We start from the raw sequence: 22331 nt of genomic DNA on the forward strand, positions 1-22331 counted from the left end.
GTCGGAGGAACCGGCCACGGAGTCCCCGTCCGGCGAGCCGTCGAAGACGCGGGAACCGTCGCACCCGCCGCCTGCCGCGGGGACGCCGCCGCCCGCCGCCGGGACGGTCTACGTGCCCTGGTTCAACTCGAACCAGACCACCTTCCCCGTGCTCAGCCGGGTCGCCCCCCACCGCCGGGCCAGCCGGTTCACCAGGTACAGCCCGCGGCCGCCCTCGTCGGTGGCCCGGGCCTGCCGCAGCCGGGGCAGCTGCGGCACGTCGTCGCCGACCTCGCAGCGCAGCACGTCGGTGCGCAGCAGCCGCAGCGACACCGGCCGGGTGGCGTACCGCACCGCGTTGGTGACCACCTCGCTCACCAGCAGCTCGACGGAGTCCGTCATCCCCTCCATGCCCCAGCGGGACAGCGCCTGCCGGGCGAGGCGCCGGGCCCGCCCCGGAGCCGCGTCCTCCGGCTCCAGGAACCAGTACGCGACGTCACTGGGCGCGATCCCGTCGAAGCGGGCGGCGAGCAGCGCGATGTCGTCGTCCCGGTCGCCGGGACCGAGCATGTCGAGGACCTCGTCGCACAGGGCCTCCAGCGGCGGCGGATGGTCGGGACCGGTCAGCTGCGCGGTCGCGGCGAGCTTCTCGCGCAGCTGCTCTATGCCGGTCGCCACGTCCCGCAGCCGGGACTCCACCAGGCCGTCCGTGTACAGCAGCAGGGTGGCACCGGCGGGCGCGTCCAGCTCGACGGCCTCGAAGTCGACGCCGCCCACCCCGATCGGGGCGCCCGGCGGCACCCGCAGCACCTCGGCCCGGCCGCCCAGGTGCAGCAGGATGGGCGGGGGATGGCCGGCGTTGGCGATGGTGATGCGGTGCGCCACCGGGTCGTAGACGGCGTACAGGCAGGTCGCCATGCGGTCGGTGCCCAGGCGCTGCGCCTGCTCGTCCAGGTGGTGCAGGACCTCCTGCGGGGGCAGGTCCAGCCCGGCCAGCGTCTGGGCCGTGGTGCGGAGCTGGCCCATGATGGCGGCGCTGGTCATGGAGTGCCCCATGACGTCACCGACCACCAGCGCGACGCGGCTGCCCGGCAGCGGGATCGCGTCGTACCAGTCGCCGCCCACCCGCGCCGTCTCCGCCGCGGGCAGGTAGCGGGAGGCCAGCCGCACGCCCGTGGGACGCGGCAGGGTCTCCGGCAGCATCGTGCGCTGGAGCTCGTCGGCGATGTACGCCTCACGGTCGTACAGCACCGCCTTGTCGATGCCCAGGGCGCTGTGCGTGGCGAGCTGCGCGGCCACCAGCAGGTCGTCCGCGTCGAACGGGATGCGCTCGGGACGGCGGATGAAGACCGCGGCGCCGATCACCCGGCGCCGGCCGCGCAACGGCGCGAGGATCGCCCGCCGCCCGCCCGGAATGTCCAGCCTGTTCTCCGGGCCGAGGAGTTCGGGCAGCGCGGCGGTCGCCGCCGGGGTGTCCGCGAACACCGGACGCACCCCCCGCAGCACCTCCGCGAGGGCCCCGCCCGGACGCACCTCGCACAGTTCCGCTATCGCCGCCGACAGCTCGGACAGCTCCGGCGCCTCGGGGGGCGGCAGACCGAGCTGCGCGAACCCGGGCTCGGGCTCGCGCTCCTCGGGGATCCGGTCGGTGCGCCGCAACCGCAGCACGACCCGGTCGGCGACCGGCCGCTCGTCACCGACCGGCAGCGGATCACGCAGGTAGACCAGGATCGCGTCGGAGAAGGTCGGCACGGTGGCCCGGCACAGCCCCATCACGATCTCGTCCAGGTCCAGACCGCGGGCGATCCGCCGGGTCGCCGCGCCCACGAAACGCAGCCGGTCGCCGTCCCGCCGCATCGGCGTGGGCTGCCGGCCGGCCGGGGGCGCCTGGCCGGCCCGCCGGTCCCGGCCGTCCGGGCGCGCCTCGGCGCCCGGCTGGAGCGGTACGGCCTCGGGTGCGGGGCGCGGCCGGTGGGCGTCCGGCTCGGCGCCCGCCGCGGGCTGTGAGTGCTCGGCGTCGGAAACGGCCTGATCCTTCCCCTGGGGACGGGGCGCCGGGCCGCCCGGCGCGGTGGTGCCCGGGGCGCCGTCGGTACGGGCCCGGTCGGCGGGCGGTAAGGGGGTCGCGCCGGGCGCGGACTCCTGGGTACGCAGGAGCGCCCCGCGGTCGTCCGCGGGGTCCACGCCCTGAGGGCGTCCGTAGGAGGTGGGCTGCTCCGTCACGCGTGTCGAATCCGTCCGTCCGGGGCTGCGCGCCGCGCGTGCAGTCGGTCCCGCAGAGAACCCGATACCCGGAATACGTGTCCCCGGAACGGATTTCCCGCGTGGTCAGAGGCTGTTCCTGTGCCACCGGCGGGCCCACCGCGGCCCCGGCCGGTACTGCCCTCGTACCCCTCGCTCACGTCCTGCCGCCCCTCGGTGACGTTCGGTCAGACCTGGCGCCCCCTCCGGGAGTTGCGGTGGGAGCGCCCTTGCGGAGGACGATCCTACGTTTGCCGCCCGGGGGCACATCAAGGGTCTCACGTGGACAGGCGCGCGGGCGTGCGGTGCCAGTCCCGCGGCAGCGCCGGCACGGTCCACGACGGGTCCGGACGCCAGGCCTCCCAGCCGTCGGCGAACGGCGTACCCCAGGCACGGACCACCTCCACCGCCGACCGGCCCGCCTCCCGGACCCGCTCGGCCACCGCCCCGTCCATCAGCCCGTCCTGCTGGGCCTGCGCGAACTCGTCCTCGTCGCGCCAGTCCCAGGAGCGGTCGGGATAGACGCACAGGTCCAGGAAGTGGTCCTCGGAGTCCACCCCGCCGTCCCAGCGGGCCAGCGGCTCCTCGAAGTTGACGTACCAGTTCTTGAACCGCCAGCCCGGCTCCCAGAACAGCCACACCGACCACGGCTCGCCGGGCCGGGCCAGCTTCAGCACGCCGGTGCCGAACCAGCGGCCCGGCGCCACCGTCCGCGGCTTGGTGTAGCGCGTGCGCAGCGGCTCCTGGTGCGGGGGAGTGCCGTCGGCGAGCACGGGTCTGACGCACTGGGTGCCGGGCGCCAGCCACACCGCCAGCAGCTCCTCGTCGTCCCGCACGACGGTGACGGGACGGGCGATGTGGACACCCGCGCCGCCGTTCTCCCGGTACCGCCACAGGATCTGGTCCCCGGGCCGCCAGCAGCCCGCCGCCCCGTCCGTTCCCACGCGCCTCACCGCTCCACCGTCTGCCATGCACAGATATTAGGTGCCCCGGGCATACGACGCCGCGGCACGCGTCACGGTTCTCGCGCCGGACACGAAAGGTTACGGCCGTGTCATCCGCAGGACGTCGAGCGCCTCGTCGAGCTGCTCGAGCGTGAGGTCACCGCGCTCCACGTACCCGCCGTCGAGCACCGTCTCGCGGATCGTCCGGCGCTCGGCCAACGCCCTCTTGGCGACCTTCGCGGCCTCCTCGTACCCGAGGTACTTGTTCAGCGGGGTGACGACGGACGGCGACGACTCGGCGTACTCGCGGGCGCGTTCGCGGTGGGCGACGATCCCGTCCACGGTCCGGTCCGCGAGCAGCCGCGACACGTTGGCGAGCAGCCGGACCGACTCCAGCACGTTCTTGGCGATGACCGGCAGCATCACGTTCAGCTCGAAGTTGCCGGCCGCGCCCGCCGTCGCCACGGTGGCGTCGTTCCCGACGACCTGCGCGGCGACCATCAGCACCGCCTCCGGGACCACCGGGTTGACCTTGCCCGGCATGATCGAGGACCCCGGCTGGAGGTCGGGCAGCGAGATCTCCGCCAGCCCGGTCCGCGGCCCCGAGGCCATCCACCGCAGATCGTTGGCGATCTTCGTCAGTCCCACGGCGATCGTCCGCAGCTGCCCGCTGGTCTCCACGATGCCGTCGCGCGCGCCCTGCGCCTCGAAGTGGTCGCGCGCCTCCGTCAGCGGCAGCCCGGTGACCCGGGCGACCTCCGCGATGACGGCCGCGGAGAAACCGGGCGGCGTGTTGATGCCCGTCCCCACCGCCGTGCCGCCCAGCGGCAGTTCGGCGAGCCGGGGGAGGGAGGCCGTCAGCCGCTCGACGCCGTACCGCACCTGCGCGGCGTACCCGCCGAACTCCTGCCCCAGGGTCACGGGCGTGGCGTCCATGAGGTGGGTGCGCCCCGACTTCACCACGTCGGAGAACTCCGCCGCCTTGCGCTCCAGGGAGCCGGCCAGGTGCTCCAGGGCGGGGATCAGGTCGTGGGTGACGGCGGCGGTGGCGGCGACGTGGATCGACGAGGGGAAGACGTCGTTGGACGACTGCGAGGCGTTCACGTGGTCGTTCGGGTGGACGTCCCGGCCGAGCCGCTCGGTCGCCAGGGTGGCGATCACCTCGTTGGCGTTCATGTTCGACGACGTCCCGGAACCCGTCTGGAACACGTCCACCGGGAAGTGCGCGTCCCACGTCCCCTCGGCCACCTCCGCGGCCGCCTCCCGGATCGCCCCGGCGATCTCCTCGTCGAGCACGCCCAGCTCGGCGTTCACCCGCGCGGCGGCGCCCTTGATCCGGGCCAGCGCCTCGATGTGGGCGCGCTCGATGCGCTGCCCCGAGACGGGGAAGTTCTCGACGGCCCGCTGGGTCTGGGCCCGCCACTTGGCGTCCGCCGGGACGCGGACCTCTCCCATGGAGTCGTGCTCGATGCGGTATTCGGTCATACGGAGTACAGCGAACGGGACGGCGGGGTTGTTCCGGGCCGGGCCGGGCGGCTGCCCCGGACACCGGACCGGCCGGCCCGGCCCCTCAGGCGCTCGAACAGCGGCCCCGGGGGCCCTTCCCTGCCCCGTCCCGCCCCGTCCCGGGCCAGGGCAGGGAAGGGGCGGGGGCGAAAAACACCCCCGCCCCGCGGCCCTACGCCAGCCCCGGCCCCCGCACCGGAATGCTCGTGAACGTCGGCGCCGGAGCGGGATCCTGGAAGAAGTCGTTGCCCTTGTCGTCCACGACGACGAACGCCGGGAAGTCCTCGACCTCGATCTTCCAGACCGCCTCCATGCCGAGCTCCTCGTACTCGACGACCTCGACCTTCTTGATGCAGTCCTGGGCGAGCCGGGCGGCCGGGCCGCCGATGGAGCCGAGGTAGAAGCCGCCGTGGGTGCCGCACGCGTCGGTGACCTGCTTGCTGCGGTTGCCCTTGGCGAGCATGACCCGGGAGCCGCCGGCGGCCTGGAACTGCTCGACGTAGGAGTCCATGCGGCCGGCCGTCGTCGGGCCGAAGGAGCCGGACGCGTAGCCCTCGGGCGTCTTGGCCGGACCGGCGTAGTACACCGGGTGGTCCTTCAGGTACTGCGGCATCTCCTCGCCGGCGTCGAGGCGCTCCTTGATCTTGGCGTGCGCGATGTCGCGGGCCACGACGAGCGGCCCCGACAGGGACAGCCGGGTCTTCACGGGGTGCTTCGTCAGCTCGGCGAGGATGTCGTCCATCGGCTGGTTGAGGTCGATGCGCACGACGTCGCCGTCGGACTCGAGGTGCTCGTCCGTCGTGTCCGGCAGGAACCGCGCCGGGTCGGTCTCGAGCTGCTCCAGGAAGACGCCCTCGGCGGTGATCTTCGCGACGGCCTGCCGGTCGGCGGAGCAGGAGACGGCGATGGCGACGGGGCACGAGGCGCCGTGCCGGGGGAGGCGCACGACCCGTACGTCGTGGCAGAAGTACTTGCCGCCGAACTGCGCGCCGATGCCGATCCTCTGCGTCAGCTCGAAGACCTTCTCCTCCAGCTCCTTGTCCCGGAAGCCGTGCCCGAGCGGCGAGCCCTCGGCGGGGATCTCGTCGAGGTAGTGCGCGGAGGCGTACTTGGCGGTCTTGAGCGCGTACTCGGCGGAGGTGCCGCCGACCACGATCGCCAGGTGGTACGGCGGGCAGGCGGCCGTGCCGAGGGAGCGGATCTTCTCCTCCAGGAACTTCATCATGGAGGCCTCGTTCAGGACGGCCTTCGTCTCCTGGTAGAGGAAGGACTTGTTGGCGCTGCCGCCGCCCTTCGCCATGAAGAGGAACTTGTAGGCGCCGCCGTCGGTGGCGTACAGCTCGATCTGGGCCGGCAGGTTGGAGCCGGTGTTCTTCTCCTCCCACATGGTGAGGGGAGCCATCTGCGAGTAGCGCAGGTTGAGGTTGAGGTAGGCGTCGTAGATGCCGCGGGAGAGGGCCTCCTCGTCGCGGCCCTCGGTCAGCACGTTCTGCCCGCGCTTGCCCATGACGATGGCGGTGCCGGTGTCCTGGCACATGGGGAGCACGCCCGCGGCCGCGATGTTCGCGTTCTTCAGCAGGTCCAGGGCGACGAACTTGTCGTTCGCCGAGGCCTCCGGGTCGTCGATGATGCGGCGGAGCTGGGCGAGGTGGGCCGGGCGCAGGTAGTGCTGGATGTCGTGGATCGCCTCCTCGGCGAGCTTGCGCAGCGCCTCCGGCTCCACCTTGAGGAAGGTCCGCCCGTCGGCCTCGAAGGTGGAGACGCCCTCGGAGGTCACCAGCCGGTAGGGGGTGGTGTCCTCTCCCGCGGGGAGCAGATCGGTGTACGCGAACTCAGGCATGTCGCCCATTCCTCACTCGACAGACAGCGCGGCCGGCCTCCGTTGGCGGCGCCCACCAGGGTAGAACCTGCCGATCGCGGCGGGTCTGTGAGGTAAGGCTCAGTTCGGTGCGGGCCGGCCGCCGCGGAGGGCTGTCGCGATCTATCGTGTTTCGGTACGCTGCCGTCGTGGACCTTGAGAAGCAGACCCCGCCGCGTGCCGCGGCGAGCGAGTTGCGCGCCTCGGACGCCGACCGCGACCGCATCGCCGACATCCTGCGCGAGGCTCTCGCCGAGGGGCGCCTCACCGCCGACGAGCACGCCGAGCGCGTCGAGGGCGTGCTGGCCGCGAAGACGGTCGGCGAACTGGACGCGTTCGTCCGGGACCTGCCCGCCGCGCACCGGCGGCCCGCCCCGTCCCCGGTCCCGGCCCCCAACCGCCCGACGGCCGGAGCCGTCCCGGCCGACCCGGACGACACCCTGGTCGCGGTCTTCAGCGCCGCCGTCCGCAGGGGCCGCCTGCGCGCGGGCCGCCGTATCCACGCGTACGCGGTCTTCGGCAGCGTCGAGATCGACCTGAGCGAGGCGGTCTTCGAGTACCAGCAGGTCGTCATCAAGGCGTTCTCGGTCTTCGGCAGCGTCGACATCCGCGTCCCGGAGAACGTGTCGCTGCGCGGCACCGGCGGCGGCGTCCTCGGCAGCTTCGAGGTGGACGCCCTCGACTCGCCCGACCCCGACGCCCCCGTCGTCTACGTCGACGGCTGGTCCGTCCTCGGCAGCGTCGAGGCCCGGCCCCGGCGCGGCAAGCTCGTCGCGGACATCCTGGACCGGGTCCACCGCAAGGTCGACCGGGGGCTGCGCAAGCACCTGGGCCACTGACGGCCGTGGCGGCGGTGACCGGCGGCGGTGACCGCGGCCGTCAACTCAGTGCATAGGCGCGCGCACAGCGGGTAGGCCTTGCTGCATCGTCTCTCGCTCGCGAAGCCGTCGTCAGGAGTAGACCGTGCTGCAATCGCCGCATTCGTCCCAGGTCGCTGCCGTGCCGGCCCAGCTGCTGCCGGCGCGAGACAGGGACCAGGACGCGCCATGGCACACCGAAGCGGTGTGCCGGCGCGACGAGGCAGGCCTGTTCTTCGCCCCCTCCAAGGAGCCCACCGCGGCCCGCCTGTCCCGCGAGGAGGCGGCCAAGCGGGTCTGCGCACGCTGTCCGGTCATGGTGGAGTGCCGGGAGCACGCCCTGCTGCAACCGGAGCCCTACGGCGTCTGGGGAGGCCTGACCGCGGCGGAACGCCGGGTGGTCCTGGCCCGCCGCCGTCGCCGGGACGTGGAGCTGAAGAAGGCGGCCAGACCGGCGGACCGCATAGCGGCAGCCGGCTAGCCCCACGGCGGCCGGGCCCGCCACGGCGTCGGACGTCGTGCTCGCGGGGCGTCGGACCCCGCATCCGCGGAGCCCCGGACGCCGCGTTCGCAGGACGTCGGAAGCCCCGCTCGCAGGGCCTCGGACGCCGCTCCCCGAAAGCCCCGCCCGTGGGAAGAGGGCGTCCCCACCGCACCGGGGGCGCCCTCTTCCCGCGAGGTGGCCGCCGCGCCCCGAGGGGCGCGGGGCCGGGTCGGCGCGCGGCTCCGCCGCACGGTCGGGGCCGGCCGCGGCGGGCTCGCACGCGCCCACCGCCCGCGGCCCCGTCCGGCGGGGGCGGAGCTACTTCGCCCGGTCGAAGTCGATCGCGCTGTAGGCCCGCAGCTTGCTCAGCCGGTGCTCGGAGTCGATCCGGCGCACCGTCCCCGACTTCGACCGCATCACGATCGAGTCGGTGACCGCCGTCTCGGACCGGTACCGCACGCCCCGCAGCAACTCGCCGTCCGTGATGCCGGTGGCGACGAAGAACACGTTCTCCCCGGTCACCAGGTCCTCGGTGGTCAGCACGCGGTCGAGGTCGTGTCCGGCGTCGATCGCCCGCCGCCGCTCCTCGTCGTCCTTCGGCCACAGCTTGCCCTGGATGGTGCCCCCCAGGCACTTCACGGCGCAGGCCGAGATGATGCCCTCCGGGGTGCCGCCGATGCCGAGGAGCAGGTCGACGCCGGTGCCCTCGCGCAGCGCCAGGATGGAACCGGCGACGTCACCGTCGGAGATGAGCTTGATGCGGGCGCCGGTCCGGCGGATCTCGTCGATGATCCCCTCGTGCCGCGGCCGGTCCAGGATGACGACGGTGACGTCCTCCGGGGTGGCACGCTTGGCCTTGGCGACCCGGCGGATGTTCACCGACACGGGGGCGTCGATGTCGACGAAGTCGGCGGCCTCGGGGCCGGTGACCAGCTTGTCCATGTAGAACACGGCGGACGGGTCGAACATGGCGCCGCGCTCGGTGGCCGCGAGGACGGCGATCGCGTTCGGCATGCCCTTGGCCGTCAGCGTGGTGCCGTCGATGGGGTCGACGGCGATGTCGACCTCGGGTCCGGTGCCGTCACCGACGCGTTCGCCGTTGAAGAGCATCGGCGCCTCGTCCTTCTCGCCCTCGCCGATGACGACGACGCCGTTCATCGAGACGGTGGAGACGAGGGTCCGCATCGCGCGCACCGCGGCGCCGTCGGCGCCGTTCTTGTCGCCGCGTCCCACCCAGCGGCCCGCGGCCATGGCGGCGGCTTCGGTCACCCGGACCAGTTCCAGGGCGAGGTTGCGGTCCGGGGCCTCGGAGGGGACATCGAGTTCGGACGGCAGATGATGATGCTCGGTCATCGGAGCGCACCTTTCTGATACGACGACGGCCGGATGAGGGTTCGGCTCGACTCTATCGCCAGTACGACAAGATGAGCAGGGGACCCCACGGATGAGCGCTCCCGGCACCTGCGACGATAGGGGGCGTGGCAGGTTCGAAAGGCAAGACGCAGACGGTCCGGGACATGGTGCTCTCGCTGGGCCTGATCATGGTCGCCGGTCTGGTGATGTACTTCTTCATCCCGCACGACGACAGTGCCGCTCCCGACGTGAAGCGGGTCGACTACCGCGTGGAGCTGCTGACGGCGCGCCGCGCGGCCTCGTACCCGGTGGCCGCGCCCGAAGGGCTGTCCTCGGCCTGGAAGGCGACCTCGGTGCGCTTCGACGGCGCGGAGTTCGACTCCTGGCACCTCGGCTTCCACGCTCCCGACGGGGAGTACGTGGCGGTGGAGCAGTCGACCCGGCCGCGCGCGCCGTTCGTCGACGACGCGAGCCAGGGCGCCCGGGAGACGAAGACGACCGAGGAGATCGGCGGCCGCACCTGGACCCGCTGGACCGGCGGCCGCTACGACGCCCTGGTGCTGGAGGGCGCCGACGGTGCCACGACGGTCGTCGCCGGTACGGCGCCGTTCGCCCGGCTGGCCGAGATGGCGGGCGCGCTGAAGCTGGCGTGAGCCCTGCGCCCGCACCCCGGTCGCACCCCTGAGCACGACGAAGGCACCCGGCCGATCCGCCGGGTGCCTTCGTCGTGCTCGGGGGTGCTGTGTCCGGGGCGGCCGGCCTCGCGTCCCGGCGGTTCCGGGACGGCGGGCCTCGTGTCTCAGACGGTGGTGAAGACCTGCTCGTACGACAGGCGCGGGGAGCGCGGGTAGGAGGCGCCCTCGCCCGGCCTGCCGATGTTGACGACGATCAGCGGGGTGTGGTCGTCGTCCAGGAACTCCTTGCGGATGCCCTCGGCGTCGAAGCCGGTCATCGGGCCGGCGGCGAGACCGGCGGCGCGGATGCCGACGATGAAGTAGGCGGCCTGGAGGGCGGCGTTCAGCGCGGCGGAGCCCTCACGGACCGGGCGCTCGGCGAAGAAGGCGTCCTTGGCCTGCGGGAACGCCGGGAACAGGGCCGGCAGTTCCTCGTGGAACTCGTTGTCCGCGGCGAGGATCGCGACCAGCGGGGCGGTGGCGGTCTTGGCCCGGTTGCCCTCGGCCATGTGCGGCAGGAGGCGCTCGCGGGCCTCGGCGGAGCGGACCAGGGTGACGCGCAGCGGGTTCTGGTTGAAGGCGGTGGGGCCGAACTTGACCAGGTCGTAGATCGCCTGGACCTGCTCCTCCGTCACCGGCTCGTCGGTGAAGGCGTTGGCGGTGTGGGCCTCGCGGAACAGAAGGTCCTGGGCGGCGGGGTCAAGCGCGAGAGACATGGGGGATCTTCCTCGGAGTGGGCGTCGGTGGCCCGGGTGCCGGGCCGGTTGACGGGCTCGACAGTACGCCAAAGAGATTCAACATTCAACAAAACCCCGGGCGCCGGTGACCCGCCTCACACCCTGCGTCACCGTCCGGCCCCGTGCCGCCGCGTTCCGGCCCGCCGGACCGCCCCCGACCGCCCGCTCCTCGCCGCCGCCTACTCCTCCTCCGCGGCCCCTTCCCGCTCCCCCTCTCCCTCCTCCTCGGCGAGCGCCGCGTCGAGCCGGGCCCGCGCGCCCTCCAGCCGGCGCCGGCACACCTTGGCCAGCTCCTCCCCGCGCTCCCACAGGGCGAGGGACTCCTCCAGCGTCGTGCCCCCCGTCTCCAGGCGGCGTACCACCTCGATCAGCTCGTCGCGCGCCTGCTCGTACCCCAGCGCCTCGTCCGTCCTGCCCGTCATGCACCCATTCCCTGATCGTCGACTCGAACCGTGAACTCACCCGCGGCGACCCGCGCCCGGAGCGTCTCGTCCGCCGTCACCTCGCCCGGATCCCGGACCACGTGCCCGTCGGCCCTCTGCAGCACCGCGTACCCCCGCTTCAGCGTCGCCGCCGGGGAGAGGCCCACCACGCGCGCGTGCGTGTGCGACAGCTCGGAGTCGGCGCGGTCGAGGAGGTGCCCGAGCGTCCGCCGCGAGCGGTCGACCAGCGAGGAGACGTGCTCCGCGCGCTCGTCGACCATCCGGTGCGGCTCCCGCAGGACCGGCCGGCCGAGCGCGTGGTCCAGCCCGCGCTCCTCGCGCTCCACGAACGCCTCCACGCACCTCCTGGCCCGGCCGCGCAGCATCCGCACCCGCTCCAGCTCCTCGCCGACGTCCGGCACCACCTTCTTCGCCGCGTCGGTCGGCGTGGAGGCCCGCAGGTCGGCCACGTGGTCCAGGAGCGGGTTGTCGGGCTCGTGCCCGATCGCCGACACGACCGGCGTACGGCAGGCCGCCACCGCCCGCACCAGCCGCTCGTCGGAGAACGGCAGCAGATCCTCCACGCTGCCGCCCCCGCGCGCGACGACGATCACGTCCACGTCCCCGTGGGCGTCCAGCTCCTGCACGGCCCGGACGACCTGGGTCACCGCGTGCACGCCCTGCACCGCGACGTTGCGCACCTCGAAGCGGACGGCGGGCCAGCGGTGCCGGGCGTTCTCCAGCACGTCCCGCTCCGCGGCCGAGGCCCGCCCGCACACCAGCCCGACGAGCCGCGGCAGGAAGGGCAGCGGCTTCTTCCGCTCGGCGGCGAACAGCCCCTCCGCCGCCAGCGACCTCTTCAGCTGCTCCAGCCGGGCCAGCAGCTCCCCGACCCCCACGGGCCGTATCTCGAGGGCCCGCAGCGACAGCTGCCCGCGCGGGGCGTACCACTCCGGCTTGGCGTGCACGACGACGCGCGCGCCCTCGCCGACGACGTCCGCGACCGCGTCGAAGACCTGCCGGAAACAGGTCACGCTCACGGAGACGTCGCGCGACGGGTCGCGCAGCGTCAGGAACACGACACCCGCGCCGGGACGCCGCGACAACTGGGTGATCTGGCCCTCGACCCACACCGCGCCGAGCCGCTCGATCCACCCGCCGATGAGCCGCGAGACCTCGCCGACGGGCAGCGGGGCCTCGGCGGACGTATTGACAGCCATGCCGCGAGGGTAGTGGCCGCCACCGACAACACCCCGCACGCACACGGCCCGCCGGCCAGGACCCGTGCGCGATCTCCGCGCCCCGCACCCGGCCTTACGATGGGACGCATGACCGCTTCGTCTGGCCGCCGTGTCCTGCTCGCCGCCCCCCGGGGCTACTGCGCGGGAGTGGACCGCGCCGTGATCGCCGTCGAGAAAGCCCTGGAGCAGTACGGCGCTCCCGTCTACGTCCGCCACGAGATCGTCCACAACAAGTACGTCGTGCAGACCCTGGAGAAGAAGGGCGCGATCTTCGTCGAACGGACGGAGGAGGTCCCGCCGGGCAACATCGTCATGTTCTCGGCGCACGGCGTCGCCCCGGTCGTCCACGAGGAGGCCGAGCGCGGCCGGCTGGCCACCATCGACGCGACCTGCCCGCTCGTCACGAAGGTCCACAAGGAAGCCGTCCGGTTCGCCTCCGAGGACTACGACATCCTGCTGATCGGTCACGAGGGCCACGAGGAGGTCATCGGCACCTCCGGCGAGGCCCCCGACCACATCCAGCTCGTCGACGGACCCGAGGACGTCGCCAAGGTCGAGGTCCGCGACCCCTCCCGGGTCGTCTGGCTGTCGCAGACCACCCTCTCCGTCGACGAGACGATGGAGACCGTCGACGCCCTCAAGGAGAAGTTCCCGCAGCTCATCTCCCCGCCCAGCGACGACATCTGCTACGCCACGCAGAACCGTCAGCTCGCGGTGAAGCAGATGGGCGCCGAGGCGGAGCTGGTGATCGTCGTCGGCTCGCGCAACTCCTCGAACTCCAAGCGGCTCGTCGAGGTCGCCAAGCTCGCCGGTGCCCGCGAGGCGTACCTGGTGGACTTCGCGAGCGAGATCGACGAGGCGTGGCTGGAAGGGGTGACGACGGTCGGCGTCACCTCCGGCGCCTCCGTCCCCGAGGTCCTCGTCGAGGAGGTCCTCGCCCTGCTCGCCGAGCGCGGCTACGGCGACGTGGAGCTGGTGAAGGCCGCCGACGAGCACATCGTCTTCTCGCTGCCCAAGGAGCTCCGCCGCGACCTGCGCGAGGAGGCCGCCGCGCTGGCGGCCGGGCGGGGCGGCAGCGGCCCGGCGGCGACCTCGGGCGAGTGACGGTCCGTCCGCCGTCGTACCGTGGGGCCATGCAGATCTTCGGCGTGGACATCGGTGGATCCGGGATCAAGGGCGCCCCTGTGGACCTGGACAGGGGCGACCTCGCCCAGGAGCGCTTCAAGGTGCTCACCCCGCAACCGGCGACGCCCGACGGCGTGGCCGACGGCGTGCGGCAGGTGATCGACAACTTCGGCTGGACGGGCCCGGTCGGCCTGACCTTCCCGGGCGTGGTCACCGGCGGCTCCACGATCCGCACGGCGGCCAACGTCGACAAGAGCTGGATCGACACGGACGCGCGCGCCCTGTTCGGCGAGCGGCTGGGCGGACTGCCGGTGACGGTGGTCAACGACGCCGACGCGGCGGGCGTCGCCGAGGTCGCCTTCGGCGCCGGCCGCGACCGCCGGGGCACGGTCATCCTCCTCACCTTCGGCACCGGCATCGGCAGCGCCGTCTTCGTGGACGGGGTCCTCGTCCCCAACACCGAGCTGGGCCACCTCGAACTGCACGGCCACGACGCGGAGAAGCGCGCCTCCAGCAAGGCCAGGGAGGACGAGGAGCTGACCTGGGAGCACTGGGCGCACCGCGTCCAGAAGTACCTCGCGCACGTCGAGATGCTCTTCTCGCCCGAGCTGTTCATCATCGGCGGCGGCGTCAGCCGCAAGTCCGAGAAGTTCCTGCACCACATCGACGGCATCAAGGCCGAGATCGTCCCGGCGCAGCTCCAGAACAACGCGGGGATCGTCGGCGCGGCGATGCGGGCGGCGAAGGACAGCCGGTAGCGGCCCCGCCCGGCCCCGCGCACCGGGGGCCGGGCCCCGCGCACGGGGGTCGGGCCCCGCGCACCGGGACACCGGGGGCAGGACCCCGCTCACCCGGGCGTCAAGACGCCGTCGCCTTCCCTCGGCCCGGTCCCCCGGACAGGCCCTGACGGCGGGCGGCGGCTCGCCGCCGGGCCACCAGGACCACCCGGCGCACCAGTACGGTCAGCGCGGCCAGGAGTGTGCCGCCGTACAGCCAGCCCACCTGGGTGGCCAGCGCGGTGGCCAGCCCCATCAGCCGGGCTCCGGGCCCGTCCCCGTCCTTCGCCAGCGGCAGGACGCCCACGGCGAAGGCGATCGGCACCACGACGGGCGCGGCGAGCAGTTCGGCCCGGCGCACCCACAGCCCGCACAGCACGCACACCGGCAGGAACAGCACGCCGTACGCCGTCTGCGAGGCGCCCAGCAGGCGGTCGAGCCAGCCGAGCGCCAGCATCAGCAGCACGCCGAGCAGGCCGGTGCCGAGGCCGGTGAGCCGGGGATTCGGCAGCCGCCGGGCCGCCGAGGGCGAGAACGAGGGCGAGGACGACGTGGGCGCGCGGGCCGCCTTCGGCAGCCGCGGCGCACCGCCGGCCCGGGGCTGCACACCGGATCCGGGACCGCGCGGCGCACCGGATCCGGAGCCGCGGGGCGCGCCCGCCCGGCCGGCGCCCCCCGGCCCCCCTCCGCTCCCGCGGCGGGCGTCGCCGGCCCCGCCGCGGCCGGTCTGCGGCGGCAGGGGCGGGCCGCCGCGTCGCGTTCCGTTCTGCGGGGGTCGCGTCCTGTGTTGCTCCACCGGTCCAACCTAGGTCGGTTCATATGCCGAATCGGGCGCGGGACACGCCGGAGAGACGACCTTGGCCAAGCGTTCGACAGGTCCGCCGGGGCGGGCGCGGGCACGCCGTAAACTGGGGGATCGGCCAGCCCCCTGGCCCCCTGGCCCTCTCACTACGGGAAGTCGCAACGTGTCGCTCACGATCGGAATCGTCGGTCTGCCGAATGTCGGCAAGTCGACCCTGTTCAACGCCCTGACCAAGAACGACGTGCTGGCGGCCAACTACCCGTTCGCCACGATCGAGCCGAACGTGGGTGTCGTGGGCGTCCCCGACGCCCGGCTCACCAAGCTCGCGGAGATCTTCGGCTCGCAGCGGATCCTCCCGGCGACGGTCGACTTCGTCGACATCGCGGGCATCGTGCGCGGCGCCTCCGAGGGTGAGGGCCTGGGCAACAAGTTCCTGGCGAACATCCGCGAGTCCGACGCGATCTGCCAGGTCATCCGCGCCTTCAAGGACGAGAACGTCGTGCACGTCGACGGCAAGGTCTCGCCCAAGGACGACATCGAGACGATTAACACCGAGCTGATCCTCGCCGACCTCCAGACCGTCGAGAAGGTCCTTCCCCGGCTCCAGAAGGAGTCGCGCATCAAGAAGGACATCGGCCCGAAGGTGAAGGCCGTCGAGGAGGCCAAGGAGATCCTGGAGAGGGGCGACACGCTCTTCTCGCACGGCATCGTCCAGGGCACCGAGCGCAACGAACTGCTGCACGACCTGCACCTGCTCACCACCAAGCCCTTCCTCTACGTCTTCAACGTCGACGAGGACGAGCTGATGGACGAGGACTTCAAGGACGAGCAGCGCGCCCTGGTCGCCCCCGCCGAGGCGATCTTCCTCAACGCCAAGCTGGAGCAGGACCTCGCCGAACTCGACGAGGCGGACGCCATGGAGCTGCTGGAGTCGGTCGGCGCCGAGGAGCCGGGCCTGACCACCCTCGCCCGCGTCGGCTTCGACACCCTCGGCCTCCAGACCTACCTCACGGCCGGTCCCAAGGAGTCCCGCGCCTGGACGATCAAGAAGGGCGCCACCGCCCCCGAGGCCGCCGGCGTCATCCACACCGACTTCCAGAAGGGCTTCATCAAGGCGGAGGTCATCTCCTTCGCCGACCTGGTGGAGACCGGCTCGGTCACCGAGGCCCGCGCCAAGGGCAAGGCCCGCATGGAGGGCAAGGACTACGTCATGCAGGACGGGGACGTGGTGGAGTTCCGCTTCAACGTATAGCGGGCGACATGGCGCCACGTTGCTGATCCGGCAGACAAGCAGGTCGAATGGGGTCTGACTCCTCGGGGTCAGACCCTGAATCTTTACCGGGACTCTTGCAGAAAGCCGCGGCGTTCACGCCGGGGATGGATGCGTCTCAAGGCTGCTCTGACGTGCACGTCAGAGCGGACGTTTTTGCTGCTCGATGTACTGGCGGACGATCGCCAATGGTGCTCCGCCGCACGATGCGGAGAAGTATGAGGGCGACCACAGGTGCCCATGCATGACGGTGTGGTTGATCCGGCCGGTGAACTCCTGCCGTATCCGGCGGGCGGAGACGCCCTTGAGACTGTTGACCAGCTTGGAGACGGCGACCTTGGGCGGGTAGTGCACCAACAGGTGGACGTGATCGCGTTCGCCGTTGAACTCCTTCAGCTCCGCCTCGAAGTCCTCGCAGACCTTGCGCATGATCTCTTCGCAGCGTGTCAGCATCTCGTCGTTGAACACCCCGTGCCGGTACTTCGTCACGAAGACCAAGTGCACATGCATCGCCGAAACAACGTGTCTGCCCCGTCTGTAGTCGTTCTGCCCGTCCATGAGACCAATCGTAGTAGGATCTTGGTTGTGCAGCTCCGCTACAACTACCGGGCCTACCCGGACACCGCACAGCGCCGTGCGCTGGCCAGTGCGTTCGGCTGTGCCCGCGTGGTGTGGAACGACTGCCTGCGCGACCGGAAACAAGCGCACGCGGCGGGGCTGCCGTACGTGAAGTCGGCGGAGCTGTCCCGGCTTCGCATCACCCGGGCCAAGCGCACCGAAGAACGGGCCTGGCTCGCCGACGTGTCGGCGGTCGTCCTGCAGCAGTCCCTGCGGGACCTGGACACCGCCTACAAGAATTTCTTCGACAGCCTCAAGGGCAAGCGGCGGGGCCGCAAGGTCGGCCCTCCCCGCTACAAGTCGAAGAAGGACACCCGGCAGTCGATCCGCCTCAACACCAACGCCTTCTGCCTCCAGGACGACGGCACGGTGTACGTGGCCAAGGTCGGCAACCTCAAGGTCGAGTGGTCTCGCAGGCTTCCGGCCGCACCCACGTCCCTGACCGTCGCCAAGGACAGCTGCGGCCGGTACTTCCTCAGCTTCGTCGTGGACACCGAGCCGGACATCCTGCCCGAGTCGGAGACCGACGCCGGTATCGACCTCGGCCTGTCCGCCTTCGCGGTCCTGTCCGACGGCAGGAAGATCGACAGCCCGCGTTTCCTGCGCCGGGCGGAGAAGAAACTCAAGCGTCTTCAGCGGGAGCTGTCCCGTAAGGCCAAGGGATCGAAGAACCGGGCCAAGGCCCGCATCAAGGTCGCACGCCAGCACGCCAAGGTGGCCGACCGGCGCCGGGACTTCCACCACAAGGCATCCACACAGATCATTCGCGACAACCAAGCGGTGTACGTGGAAGACCTCGCGGTGTCCGGCCTCGGCCGCACCCGGCTCGCCAAGTCCGTGCACGACGCGGGATGGTCCGCGTTCACCCGGATGCTGGAGTACAAGGCGGTCCGGCACGGGCGCAGCTTCGCCAAGGTGGACCAGGCCTTCCCGTCCTCTCAGGTCTGCTCGGCCTGCGGATTCCGGGACGGTCCCAAGCCCCTGCACGTCCGGGGGTGGACGTGCGGCGAATGTGGCACCGTGCACGACCGCGACCACAACGCAGCCCGCAACGTCCTCTTCGAAGGACGCCGTATCGTCGCCGCCGGACGGGCGGAGACGCCAAACGCCTCGTGGAGCGCCGGTAAGACGGGCACCCGTGCCCGCACAGCGCGGTGAAGCAGGAAGCCCCCGGAAGGGTCAGACGACCCAGGCCGGAATCCCTGGACTTTAGGCCAGGGAGCACGTCAACATGCGCGCAGTCGTACGTCAGTTCCGCATCGTCGTGTGCGGTCCGTGCGGCGCGCCCCGCCCGACCCGTCTGATCCAGGAGCACGGTACTCGTGTCCATACCCCCGGCACCCCCGCCGCCCCCGCCCTCCGGGCCCCAGCAGCCTCAGGACCCGTACGGGCCTCCGCAGCCGCAGGGGCCGGGCCCGTATCCGCCGCAGCCGCAGCCGCAGCCGCAGCAGCCGCACGGTCCGCAGGCGCCCCAGGGGCCGTACGCGGGGGCGCCGTACGCGGTCTGGGGGCAGGGGTACCTGCCCCTCAACCGGCCCGCGCCGGTCAACGGGGTCGCGATCGCCGCGCTCGTCCTCGGCGTGCTGTGCTTCCTGCCGGCCGTCGGGCTGGTGCTCGGGGTCGTCGCGCTGATGCAGATCAAGAAGCGCGGGGAGCGCGGCGCCGGCATGGCGATCGGCGGGGCCGTGCTCTCCGCGCTCGGGCTCGCGCTGTGGGTGCTGGCGCTCGCCACGGGAGGCGCCTCCGCGTTCTGGGAGGGCTTCAAGGAGGGCGCGCGGGGCAACTCCAGCCTCTCCCTGGTCAAGGGCGACTGCTTCGACGTGCCGGGCGACTCCGTCGACGGGGACGTCTACGACGTCGACACGGTGGACTGCGCCGGCGAGCACGAGGGCGAGGTGTTCGGCGTCGTCACGCTGTCCGGCGGGAGCTACCCGGGCGACGCCTCCGTGGCGGACGAGGCCGAGGAGAAGTGCTACACCCTCGAGACCGAGTACGCGATGGACACCTGGGCGCTGACCGAGGAGGTCGACGTCTACCACCTCACGCCCACCCGTGAGAGCTGGGAGTGGGGCGACCGGCAGATCGTCTGCGTCTTCACCCACACCGACGGGGAGTCCCCGCTGACCGGCTCGCTGCGCTCCGACGCCACGACGCTGACCGCCGACCAGATGGCCTTCCTCGAGGCGATGAACGACCTCGACGGCACCCTCTACGAGGAGCCCGAGGAATACGCCGAGGAGGACCTGGACGCCAACAAGGCCTGGGCCGGCGACGTCGCGGACGCGACCGCCCGGCAGGCCGGCGCGCTGAACGGGCACACCTGGCAGGCCGCTGCCCGCGAGCCGGTCGCCGCCCTGGTCAAGGATCTGGGCAAGGCGGGCAAGGAGTGGACGGCGGCGGCGACCGCCGCGGACGTGGACACCTTCTACGAGCACTACGACACCGCCTACGAGCACGTCGACGGCGCCGCGACCGTCACCGCCCGCAAGGCTCTGGGGCTGGCCGACAGCCCGCCCGTGTACGAGGAGGACGGCGAGGGCGGCGGCACCGGGGGAAGTGACGGCGGCCTGGACGTGTGATCGCGTCCATAGCGGGGAGAAACTGCCTGCGTAAAGCCCTTCCCCGGGATAAGTCATCACATCGAGTGATTCTCTGGCCTTTGCTTGCACAGGACAACTCGTGGTTGCCACGCTGTTGCTGTCTGTACAACCTGATGGGAGCGGCCAGTGACATTCGGTGAGCAGCCTGCGTACCTGCGGGTCGCGGGCGATCTCCGCAAGCAGATCGTCGACGGCTCGCTGCCACCGCACACCCGTCTCCCCTCCCAGGCCCGCATCCGCGAGGAGTACGGCGTCTCCGACACCGTCGCGCTGGAGGCGCGCAAGGTGCTGATGGCGGAGGGCCTGGTCGAGGGCCGCTCCGGTTCGGGGACGTACGTGCGCGAGCGGCCGGTGCCGCGCCGGATCGCCCGCTCCGGATACCGCCCGGAGTCCGGTGCGACCCCGTTCCGTCAGGAGCAGGCGGACGCCGGGGCGCACGGCACCTGGGAGTCCGGCAGCGAGCAGGTGGAGGCCGGCCGGGCCGTGGCGGAGCGGCTCGGCATCAAGCCCGGCGACCGCGTGATGCGCACCAGGTACGTGTTCCGGGAGGCCGGCGAGGCGATGATGCTCTCCACCTCCTGGGAGCCCCTCGCGGTCACCGGCCGCACGCCCGTCATGCTGCCCGAGGAGGGGCCGCTCGGCGGCATGGGCGTGGTCGAGCGCATGCGCGCCATCGACGTCGTCGTGGACAACGTCACCGAGGACGTCGGCGCCCGCCCCGGCCTCGCGGAGGAGCTCCTCACCCTGGGCGGCGTGCCCGGACACGTCGTCCTGGTCGTCCGGCGCACCTACTACGCCTCCGGCCGCCCGGTCGAGACGGCGGACGTGGTCATCCCCGCCGACCGCTACCAGGTCTCCTACCACCTGCCCGTGAGATAGCCGCCGCTCCGCCGGCGGGGGCGGGGTGAAGTGGCGCACACCTTTGCGGTGACAGCGCACACCCCCTTGGCAGTTGCCCCCGGAAACGGCCCGCCCCGAGGCCGTCCGCGGGCCGTAGGAATCCGGTCGTTCTCCCGCGTTCCCGCAGGTCGCCCGCCTGGTGTCCGGCAGCGCGCCGACCGGAGACATCGCGGTGCGCGGGCGGCGCGTTCGGCTCCGTGCGCCCCCTGCGGGTTGGCTGGTTGCGTACCTGTTTGTGAAAAGCCGTATTCGCTCCGTAAAGGTTGGGCGTACGCTCGGGCATATGCGGATTGCGGTTTCCTCACAGGGCGGGACGCGGGTCGCGCCACGGACGGCATCCGACCCGGCCGGGGCGAGAAGGGGGCGTGCGGCGCGATGAACGACAGCACGGTCTCTCTGCCCTGGCTCGTCATACGCCAGGACGACAACGGCAATCGCTACCGCGTCGGCCGGTACGCGACCCGCGCCGAGGCCCAGAAGATCGCGGACAGCCTCGACAGCCGCGGCCACAAGCAGCTCTACTGGGTCGAACGCATCGCCCAGCACGGCGACGGCGCGCTCAACTGACGCCCCGGCCGCTCCCGTAGGCTCCCGCGCATGACGGAACGGATCGTGGTGGTCGGAGCCGCCCTCCTCGACGGCGGCCGGCTGCTCGCCGCACGCCGCAGCGCGCCCCCCGAACTCGCCGGACGCTGGGAACTGCCCGGCGGCAAGGTGGAGCCGGGCGAACGGCCCGAGGAGGCCCTCGTGCGCGAGCTGCGCGAGGAACTCGGCGTCGACGCAAGGGCCCTGGAGCGCGTCCCGGGGGAGTGGCCGCTGCGGCCGCCCTACGCCCTGCAGGTGTGGACCGCCCGTCTGGAGCCCGCCTCCGCCCCTCCCGCCCCCCTCCAGGACCACGACGGCCTGCGCTGGCTCACGCCCCGGGAGATCTGGGACGTCGACTGGCTCGACCAGGACGTCCCGGCGGTACGGGAGGTGGCCGCGCGACTGGGCGACGGGTCCGGGGAGCCGCCGGGGGCGGCGGCCGACGCGCACTGATCGCCGCCCCTCGTCGTCACCGCCCCACCGCCGCCCCGTCGTCACCGCCCCCGTCATTTCGTCGTCGCCGTCCCACCGTTGTCCCGTCCTCACCCTGCGCCGTCCCGGGCGGTACTTCATGCCGCATAACGGGTATGTCACCATCAAATACGTTGAGACGGACATCAGTGTGCTTCGCTGGCCCGGGAAGTGATCGGCGTGATGGACACCGCAGGCGACTGCGCCGGGTGGACGTTCCCCGCTGAGGCCGGCGCGGTGCGCGCCGCCCGGGCCGCGGTACGGGGGCAGTTGTGCCGCTGGGGCCTCGACAGCCTCGGCGACGTCGCCGCCCTGCTCGTCAGTGAACTCGTCACGAACGCCCTGCGGCACGCCACCGGTCCCATCGGGGTCCGCCTGGTGCGGCCCGCCGGTCTGCCCGAGGTGCTGCTCGTGGAGGTCTCCGACCCGGTGCCGGACCTGCCCCGCGAGCGCGCCGCCCGGCCCGACGACGAGAGCGGCCGCGGACTGCAACTGGTCGCCTCCTCCTCCCGCCGCTGGGGGAGCAGGCCCGGCGGCACGGGCAAGACGGTGTGGTTCGAACTGGCACTCCCCGGGTGACGTACGCATCCGCACCGATCCGGCGACCGGAAGCGAAGCCCGGACCGAAGACGGAACCGAGGCCGGAGCCGGGGGTGGAATCGAAGCGGGAATCGAAGACGGAATCGAAGACGGAATCGAAGCGGGAATCGAAGGCGGAACCGGGCCGGGGGTCCGGGCTTTCGCGCTCCGGCCGGAGGCGGCCCGGACACCGGTCCGGCGAACCGTGCCGCCCGGGGTGGTTCGACGACGTGTCCGCTGGTTAGAAGACTGGAAGTGTTGTCGCGGGACGGTCCGAAAAAAGCCTGGACCGTGCTGTGATCGTGAACA

General features: G+C 72.3%; 22 protein-coding genes. 12 read left to right on the forward strand and 10 right to left on the reverse strand.

Annotation, left to right across the window (positions count from 1 at the left end):
* Positions 1-108: 108 nt before the first annotated feature.
* From ACF09K_RS03100 to ACF09K_RS03115, 4 genes are all read right to left on the reverse strand, one after another.
* Positions 109-2202, reverse strand: coding sequence for a SpoIIE family protein phosphatase (locus ACF09K_RS03100; protein WP_392240714.1), 2094 nt, complete (start codon positions 2200-2202; stop codon positions 109-111).
* 296 nt (positions 2203-2498) lie between these two features.
* Positions 2499-3191: a DUF402 domain-containing protein gene (locus tag ACF09K_RS03105; protein WP_392240715.1), complete on the reverse strand. Its 693-nt coding sequence runs from the start codon at positions 3189-3191 to the stop codon at positions 2499-2501.
* A gap of 72 nt (positions 3192-3263) precedes the next feature.
* A complete protein-coding gene (locus ACF09K_RS03110) occupies positions 3264-4649 on the reverse strand; it encodes a class II fumarate hydratase (RefSeq protein WP_392240716.1) in 1386 nt (461 codons plus the stop codon).
* A gap of 193 nt (positions 4650-4842) precedes the next feature.
* A complete protein-coding gene (locus ACF09K_RS03115) occupies positions 4843-6510 on the reverse strand; it encodes a fumarate hydratase (protein WP_392240717.1) in 1668 nt (555 codons plus the stop codon).
* A 167-nt stretch (positions 6511-6677) separates the two neighbouring features.
* Between ACF09K_RS03115 and ACF09K_RS03120 the strand changes: the two genes are divergently transcribed.
* The gene (locus ACF09K_RS03120; RefSeq protein ID WP_392240718.1) at positions 6678-7367 is read left to right on the forward strand and encodes a DUF1707 domain-containing protein; all 690 of its coding nucleotides are present in this window, start codon (positions 6678-6680) and stop codon (positions 7365-7367) included.
* 124 nt (positions 7368-7491) lie between these two features.
* Positions 7492-7866 carry a WhiB family transcriptional regulator gene (locus ACF09K_RS03125; RefSeq protein ID WP_366060711.1) on the forward strand — a complete coding sequence of 125 codons (375 nt, stop codon included), beginning with the start codon at positions 7492-7494 and terminating at the stop codon, positions 7864-7866.
* Between the two features lie 321 nt (positions 7867-8187).
* Here the strand turns inward: ACF09K_RS03125 and glpX are convergent, their stop codons facing one another.
* Positions 8188-9222 carry a class II fructose-bisphosphatase gene (gene glpX / locus ACF09K_RS03130; RefSeq protein WP_392240719.1) on the reverse strand — a complete coding sequence of 345 codons (1035 nt, stop codon included), beginning with the start codon at positions 9220-9222 and terminating at the stop codon, positions 8188-8190.
* 125 nt (positions 9223-9347) lie between these two features.
* Between glpX and ACF09K_RS03135 the strand changes: the two genes are divergently transcribed.
* Entirely contained in the window at positions 9348-9875 is a 528-nt protein-coding gene (locus ACF09K_RS03135; protein WP_392240720.1) for a DUF4245 domain-containing protein, read from the forward strand.
* 146 nt (positions 9876-10021) lie between these two features.
* Here the strand turns inward: ACF09K_RS03135 and ACF09K_RS03140 are convergent, their stop codons facing one another.
* The 3 genes from ACF09K_RS03140 to xseA all read right to left on the reverse strand — a co-directional run bounded on the left by ACF09K_RS03140 (position 10022) and on the right by xseA (position 12275).
* Positions 10022-10612, reverse strand: coding sequence for a malonic semialdehyde reductase (locus ACF09K_RS03140; RefSeq protein WP_392240721.1), 591 nt, complete (start codon positions 10610-10612; stop codon positions 10022-10024).
* 200 nt (positions 10613-10812) lie between these two features.
* Complete coding sequence (locus ACF09K_RS03145; protein ID WP_392240722.1) at positions 10813-11055, reverse strand: exodeoxyribonuclease VII small subunit; 243 nt, start codon at positions 11053-11055, stop codon at positions 10813-10815.
* Positions 11052-12275, reverse strand: coding sequence for an exodeoxyribonuclease VII large subunit (gene xseA / locus ACF09K_RS03150; protein ID WP_392240723.1), 1224 nt, complete (start codon positions 12273-12275; stop codon positions 11052-11054). The genes ACF09K_RS03145 and xseA overlap by 4 nt, the downstream gene beginning before the upstream one ends.
* A gap of 108 nt (positions 12276-12383) precedes the next feature.
* Here xseA and ACF09K_RS03155 point away from each other — a divergent pair, with 108 nt between their 5' ends.
* Together ACF09K_RS03155 and ppgK are read left to right on the forward strand one after the other, a co-directional pair.
* Positions 12384-13400 (forward strand): 4-hydroxy-3-methylbut-2-enyl diphosphate reductase, encoded by a 1017-nt coding sequence (locus tag ACF09K_RS03155; protein ID WP_392240724.1) that lies wholly within the window; start codon positions 12384-12386, stop codon positions 13398-13400.
* A 29-nt stretch (positions 13401-13429) separates the two neighbouring features.
* Positions 13430-14179: a polyphosphate--glucose phosphotransferase gene (gene ppgK / locus ACF09K_RS03160; RefSeq protein ID WP_392240725.1), complete on the forward strand. Its 750-nt coding sequence runs from the start codon at positions 13430-13432 to the stop codon at positions 14177-14179.
* Between the two features lie 100 nt (positions 14180-14279).
* On the opposite strand, the gene ACF09K_RS03165 is transcribed toward ppgK, so the two are convergent.
* Positions 14280-14804 (reverse strand): DUF6542 domain-containing protein, encoded by a 525-nt coding sequence (locus ACF09K_RS03165; RefSeq protein WP_392240726.1) that lies wholly within the window; start codon positions 14802-14804, stop codon positions 14280-14282.
* 358 nt (positions 14805-15162) lie between these two features.
* Between ACF09K_RS03165 and ychF the strand changes: the two genes are divergently transcribed.
* Positions 15163-16251, forward strand: a complete 1089-nt coding sequence (ychF, locus tag ACF09K_RS03170; RefSeq protein ID WP_392240727.1) for a redox-regulated ATPase YchF — start codon at positions 15163-15165, stop codon at positions 16249-16251.
* Positions 16252-16410: 159 nt separating this feature from the next.
* Here ychF and tnpA read toward each other — a convergent pair whose 3' ends face one another.
* Complete coding sequence (tnpA, locus tag ACF09K_RS03175; protein WP_392240728.1) at positions 16411-16827, reverse strand: IS200/IS605 family transposase; 417 nt, start codon at positions 16825-16827, stop codon at positions 16411-16413.
* Positions 16828-16854: 27 nt separating this feature from the next.
* Between tnpA and ACF09K_RS03180 the strand changes: the two genes are divergently transcribed.
* The 6 genes from ACF09K_RS03180 to ACF09K_RS03205 all read left to right on the forward strand — a co-directional run bounded on the left by ACF09K_RS03180 (position 16855) and on the right by ACF09K_RS03205 (position 22022).
* On the forward strand, positions 16855-18045 hold the full coding sequence (locus ACF09K_RS03180; RefSeq protein ID WP_392240729.1) for an RNA-guided endonuclease InsQ/TnpB family protein: 1191 nt from the start codon (positions 16855-16857) through the stop codon (positions 18043-18045).
* A gap of 164 nt (positions 18046-18209) precedes the next feature.
* On the forward strand, positions 18210-19466 hold the full coding sequence (locus ACF09K_RS03185; RefSeq protein WP_392240730.1) for a DUF4190 domain-containing protein: 1257 nt from the start codon (positions 18210-18212) through the stop codon (positions 19464-19466).
* A 147-nt stretch (positions 19467-19613) separates the two neighbouring features.
* The gene (locus tag ACF09K_RS03190; protein WP_392240731.1) at positions 19614-20366 is read left to right on the forward strand and encodes a GntR family transcriptional regulator; all 753 of its coding nucleotides are present in this window, start codon (positions 19614-19616) and stop codon (positions 20364-20366) included.
* Between the two features lie 396 nt (positions 20367-20762).
* Positions 20763-20954: an SPOR domain-containing protein gene (locus tag ACF09K_RS03195; protein ID WP_392240732.1), complete on the forward strand. Its 192-nt coding sequence runs from the start codon at positions 20763-20765 to the stop codon at positions 20952-20954.
* 30 nt (positions 20955-20984) lie between these two features.
* Complete coding sequence (locus ACF09K_RS03200; protein ID WP_392240733.1) at positions 20985-21425, forward strand: (deoxy)nucleoside triphosphate pyrophosphohydrolase; 441 nt, start codon at positions 20985-20987, stop codon at positions 21423-21425.
* Positions 21426-21626: 201 nt separating this feature from the next.
* Entirely contained in the window at positions 21627-22022 is a 396-nt protein-coding gene (locus tag ACF09K_RS03205) for an ATP-binding protein (RefSeq protein WP_392240734.1), read from the forward strand.
* Positions 22023-22331 lie beyond the last annotated feature (309 nt).

The organism is Streptomyces sp. NPDC014882, assembly GCF_043081325.1.
GTDB lineage: Bacteria > Actinomycetota > Actinomycetes > Streptomycetales > Streptomycetaceae > Streptomyces.